The following is a 6,511-nucleotide window of genomic DNA, read 5'->3' on the forward strand; positions in this document are numbered from 1 at the left end:
GGCTGACAGCACCAGATAGTAGTCTCAACCGCTACTTCTGTTGGTCCATAAGCGTTATATAATTCACAGTTTAACTGCTGAAAAAATCGTTGATTGAGTTCATAAGATAAGGCTTCTCCCCCGACAATTACTCGTTTTAAACAGTGGCAATCTTTGCTCTTGGGATGTTGCAGAAAAACTCGCAATATTGAGGGAACACAAGTGAAACAAGTTACTTGTTCTTGCACAATTAAATCTATTAAATAATCTATATCTTTATACCCGTCAGGTTTAGCCACGACTAGGGTAGCACCAGATGTTAAAGATGAGAAAACTTCCCAAACTGAAACATCAAAACTAAAGGGAGTAATTTGGAGAATGCGGTCTTCAGAGTTAAGATTATAATTGTCAATATTGTCTTTTAGAGTATTGCAAATTCCTTGATGAATATTCATCACACCTTTAGGTTTTCCCGTTGAACCCGAAGTGTATATAACATAAGCTAAATTTTCTGGTTTAACTGGAGAGGTCAAATTCTCTTGACTATAATTAGCTATCTTTAACCAATCTGTATCTAAACACAGTATTTCGGGGCAATTTTCTGGTAGAGATTGAACTAAAGATTGCTGAGTTAACAACAGAGAGATAGCTGAATCAGATATCATATAATCCAAGCGCTCAGGGGGATAATTAGGATCCAAAGGAACATAAGCTCCCCCGGCTTTAATAATTCCCAATATTCCGATGAGCATCTCAAAAGAACGCTCAATAAAAATCCCCACTAATACTTCTGAAGTTACGCCTTTTTCTTGTAAATAGTGACCGACTTGATTAGCTCGATTATTTAACTCTCGATAGGTCAATTTTTTGCCCTCAAAAATAATAGCTATTGCCTCGGGATTATCTCTAACTTTTTCTTCAAATAACTGGTGCAGACACTGTTGAGAATAAGCGACTTCGGTTTGATTCCACTCTATTAGTAATTGATGCCGTTCTTCAGGGGTTAATAAATTAATCTCAGATAATTTACAATCGGGATTCTGAATTACACTTTCAATAATTTGTAAAAAGTGACCGCTCATTCTGGCGATAGTTTCAGGCAAAAATAAATCCGGCTCATATTCAATAGCTAATGTAAGATTATGACTATCTTCAAAGAAGCTCCAAGTCATATCAAATTGAGCCATCCGTGGTTTTAAGGGATAAGGTTGATGTTCCAAACCAGGAATTTTTAAGACAGTTTTGCTTTCTTTACTCAGTAGAGAAAACATGACATCAAATAAGGGATTTCTGGACAAATCACGTTCTAAATTGAGAGCGGATACTAATTTATCAAAAGGATAATCACGATATTCATAAGCATCAAGACAGGTGTTAGTTACTTCCCCTAAGACTTGCTTAAAAGTTACTCCCTCTGGTAATAAAGTTCTTAAGGCCAAGGTGTTAACATAAAACCCGATCTGGTTTTCTAAATCAGGATGATTTCGTGCTGAAATAGGGATACCAACCACTAAATCCCGTTGGCCGGTGTGGCGGTAGAGTAATATTTTAAAGAAAGTCAGTAGGGTAATAAATAGAGTCGTCTGATTTCGAGTTGCAAAGGTTTGTAATTGTTGGCTAAGACTCTCACTAAATTGATAAGTGTAGGAAGCCGCTTGAGAAGATTTTACTTGAGGTCGAGGGAAGTCTATCGGTAAGTTTAAGATAGGGGGATGTTCGGAAAAAACCTCACACCAATACTCATGTTGTTCTCTAACTTCTTCACTTTCTAACCACTGATTTTGCCATGCCGCATAATCTTTATACTGTAGAGTAAGAGGGGGTAATTCAGCTTTTTTTTGTTGAGTATAAGCAGAGTATAATATAAAGAACTCTTGAAAGATAATATCAAGTGATTGTGCATCCCCAATAATATGATGGACAGTCAAACCAAAGATAAATTCTTCTGACTTAATCTGCACCAATAAGACCCGAATAAGGGGCAACTTTTCTAAACTAAAAGGTAAATTTGCCGACTCTTGAATTAAATCATCTGCCAAGAGTTCAGCATCTTTTTCTGCTCTTAAATCTTTAAAAATGATTAACTGTTCTGTGGGGATTTCCTCATGAATAACTTGCTTAATATTGCCTCCAACACTGGCAAAAGTGGTTCTGAGAATTTCATGACGGTTCACCAGTTCTTGAAAGGATGCTGTTAATATAGAAACATCTAACTTGCCATTAATTCTCATGGCAAGCCTAATATTATAAGCACTAGAAGATTCGCTGATATGCTGCAAAATCCAAAGCCTTCTTTGACCGTGAGAGACTTGGTAATATTTTTGTTTTTCCAGTGGGTTAATTGAGTCAGATTGTGGTAAGTTGATCATCGTTTTTGTCGGGATTGAATTAATACAGCTTGTTCTTTTAAAGTATTATGGGTAAAAATTTCCCGTAATCGGAGAGAAACTCCAAATTGATTACGGATTTGTGACACTAAGCGCATCGCCTTCAGACTGTTTCCTCCTAGTTCAAAAAATGACTGATTACTGTTACTAACTTCTGCTTCTAATAACTCACCCCAAAGGGAAGCTAATAAAGCTTCTTGTGGATTAAAATCTGGGACTTGGTTAGTTGAGTCAGTAATATTTTCTTCGGGTTTTGGCAAAGCTAGACGATGAATTTTTCCATTGGGTAACAAGGGAAAAGCTTCTAACCGCATTAAAAAGCTAGGCTGCATATAAATCGGTAAGAGTTGCTTTAATTTACCTCGAATATATTCCTGATGAACTGTATCCTCGGCTTGATAATAAGCAATTACGTTTACTAATTCCTCCTTTTTATTAGCCATAACTAAGGCTTTTTCTACTCCCTCAATCCCACTGAGGACATCTTCAATCTCTCCTAATTCAATCCGTACCCCATTTAATTTAATTTGATTGTCACTGCGTCCTATTACTTCTAAAGTTAGATCAGGAAGCAGTCTGCCTAAGTCTCCAGTACGATAAACTATATCCCTCCCCCCATTCAAAGGATTAGGCACAAAAACTGAATGAGTTAAGCTTTCATCTTGATAATAACCTTTGGTTAAATAGGGGGATTTAACGAACACTTCTCCTACTTCTCCTATTGCCCTGGCGCGATTTCCATCAACCACTGCATAAGCGGCATCTGGCAAAGTTTGACCACCCGGAACCCGTTCATAGGGAATATTATTAGGGTTAGGAATTCGATAAAAATGCTTAACAAATGTAGTTTCACTTGCTCCATAAATATTCACAAATTCTGTCTGAGAGCCAAAAATTTGATGCCATTCAGCCAGTTCTTTCACAAATAAAGGCTCTCCTCCTAAGACAAAAATTCGCAAACTTTTCAGGAGATTATGTGCATTAACTAAACCACGCCCCATCTTTAAAAATAGACGCATTACCGAGGGGACAGTGTGTAGTAAGTTAATTTTCCATTCTCCTATTCGCAGTAATAAAAGCTCTAAGTCTTCTCGCTCTGTACTCTCTGGAATATACAGAGTTCCCCCTGAGCATAAAGTCACACAGGTTTCCCTCAAATAAGCATCAAAATTAATTTGAGCAATTTGTAAACAGCGCCAACTTTCATTAATGCCAAATTCCCGTTTTTCCCAATCAATGAAATGACGTAAGCTGCCGTGACTGCCTAAAATTGCTTTAGGTTCACCGGTTGAGCCAGAAGTAAACATAATATAATTAGAATCATCAGCATCCGGCATAGCTAGAAGGGGTTGCAGTTTGCTTAATTGGCAAGGAAACTCTTGATAATCCATGCCATTCCACTGATGATATTGCTGAATTTTATGAGCCTTAACCACTAAGATATGAGGCGGTTTTTCTAATGCGGATAGTTGGGGTTTAATCCCCTCTAAATTCTCAGCAGCAACTAAGATAATTTCGGGGCTAGTTTTAATCATCATGCGTTGCCGGCGCTCCTCTGGTTCATCTAAACGTAGAGGTAAATAGATTCCTCCGGCTTTAAATACTGCCAGCATAGCGATTAACTGACGATAATCTCCTTCTAGGAGAACACCACAAACCTTATCTTTTTCCACGCCTAATTCTTTTAAGGCATAAGCCCAAAAGTTAGTTAGTTCATGTAATTCTTGATAGCTAAATTTACCCCCTGGATAAATAATCGATGTTTTCTCCGGTTTGGCTGCAACTTGGTCAATAAAATCATGGATAATAGTACGGGTTTCTAAGCGAGGAATAGGATTGATAAAATTGGCAATAAAAGCGGTTTCTGCTGCCGATAACAAAGAAATGTCTTTGACGGGTTGGGCGGGGTTAGATAGCATTTCATTCAAGAGTTTATCGAAGTGAATGAGACATTTTTTCATCCTCTCCTCTTGGAATAAGTCGGTGTTATAAATTAGCTCTAATCTGAGTTTTTCCTGATCTTCACTAAACACAAAAGATAGATCAAACTTACTGGTCGGGGTCAGGGAATCTAGAGATTGTATTTGTATATTTTCCAAGCCTACAGGTTGATCAAAATTTTGCAGAAGGACTAATATATCAAACAAGGGAGTGCGGTTAATTTCTCTAGAAACAGCTAATTTTTCTACTAAAATATCAAAGGGATAATCGGAATGTTCTAAGGCTTCGGTAACGGTTTGACGAACCTTTGCGAGTAGATTTTTGTAGCCTTTTTCGGGTTCAATTTGGTCACGAATAACTAAGGTATTGAGAAATAAACCGATTAGAGATTGCAGTTGAGGATGGCTTCTGGTGGCGATTTCTGTACCAATAGTAATATCATGTTGACCACTGTAGCGATACAGTAATATTTTTACAGCCGCTACCAATGCCATGAATAGGGTTATTTCGTTTTCTTGACAAATTTTTCTTAATTTAGAAATCGTTTCTCGGTCAAATGTCCAGCTTAAATGAGAACCCTTAAACGTCTTTATTTGGGGACGTTTAAAGTCTGTCGGTAAGTGAACTCTGGTCAGTTGTCCATTGTCCAGTTTTTGCCGCCAGTAATCTAGGTTTTTGGGATTATTTTCGCTTCTTAAAAGATTATTTTGCCATCCTGCATAATCTTTATATTGTATCGGCAATGGCTCTATACTAGGCTGTAATCCTTTGGCTAAATCAGAGTAGTATTGTAAGCATTCTTTAGCTAACAAACTCATTGACCAACCATCACAGATAATATGATGAATTTCTAACTCTAAAATATATTCATTCGCAGATAGTTTATAAATCTTAGAGCGCACCAGGGGACTTTTCTCTAAGTCAAACGGTTTTCTCTCTTTTGCAATCGTTTCTAGGATTTCTTCATCAGGTTTATTTGTCCAGTCTTTAAATTCCCAATCAAAAGGACGATTTTGCAGGATTTTCTGTTGTGGTTCACCGTTAATTAAAATGAAAGATGTCCGCAGGGATTCATGACGGGAAATCAATAATTGTATGGCTTTTTCAAAGACATCGGGGCTAAAATCTCCTGCTATTTTGAGGGTGGAAACAATATGATAAGCTACATTATTGAGATCCATCTGTTGCAAGACATAGAAACGTCTCTGAGCATGGGATGTTTCGTAGGTTTCTTGTGCAGATACAAGGGGAATAGTGGCTACCGTCAGAGGGGTAACAGTGCTTAATAATGCTGCTTGTTCAGCAATGGTAGGATGGGCGAATACTTGTTTAATGGGCAAAGATTGCCCTAACTTTTCCTGAATTTTACTCACTAGAGAAATAGCTTTTAAGCTATGTCCTCCTAACTCAAAGAAGTTGTCACTAACCCCTATTTTGGATACCTGAAGAACATCTTGCCAAATCTGAGCTAAGAGGCTTTCTTTTTCATTTCTTGGGGCTATATAAGCAGATTCAATAATTGATGTCTCATCGGGGACAGGTAATTTTTTCCTGTCTATCTTGCCATTGTTATTTAAGGGAAAATCCGACAACATGACAAAGGCAGAAGGGACCATATAAGCGGGGAGTTGCTGCTGTAAGAAACGACGCAAATCCTGAGGAGTTAATAAAGAATTTTTTCTGATTATATAAGCAACTAACCGTTGATTATATAAGGTATCTTCCCGCATAATCACAACAGTTTGTTCAACGTTGGGATGAGTTTCTAAAACCGTCTGAATTTCTCCTAATTCAATGCGTAAACCTCTCAGCTTAACTTGATTATCAATCCGCCCTAAATATTCAATATTGCCCTCAGGAAGATAGCGAGCTAAATCTCCGGTTTTATATAATTTCCCCTCAGCAAAAGGGTTAGAAATAAATTTTTCTTGAGTTAATTCCAGACGATTGAGATATCCACGCGCTAAACCCATTCCACCAATATGTAATTCTCCAGCAACACCAATAGGAACCGGTTGGAGATAACTGTCGAGGATATAAACTTGGGCATTAGCAAGGGGACGTCCAATAGAAATTTGGGAATTTGGCTGACAGCACCAGATAGTAGTCTCAACCGCTACTTCTGTTGGTCCATAAGCGTTATATAATTCACAGTTTAACTGCTGAAAAAATCGTTGATTGAGTTCATAAGATAAGGCTTCTCC

The 6,511-nt window shown here is 37.7% G+C and carries 2 protein-coding genes; both read right to left on the bottom strand.

All coding sequences use genetic code 11. The features are described from left to right. Positions 1 to 2,348, bottom strand: a 2,348-nt coding sequence (locus tag O9332_RS10220) for a non-ribosomal peptide synthetase (protein WP_288025284.1), incomplete at its 3' end; no start/stop codon positions are given. Continuing rightward, on the bottom strand, positions 2,345 to 6,511 hold a 4,167-nt coding region (locus tag O9332_RS10225), incomplete at its 5' end, for a condensation domain-containing protein (protein ID WP_288025287.1). The genes O9332_RS10220 and O9332_RS10225, both read right to left, overlap by 4 nt.

Source organism: Microcystis sp. LE19-10.1B, assembly GCF_027530565.1.
Lineage (GTDB): Bacteria > Cyanobacteriota > Cyanobacteriia > Cyanobacteriales > Microcystaceae > Microcystis > Microcystis aeruginosa.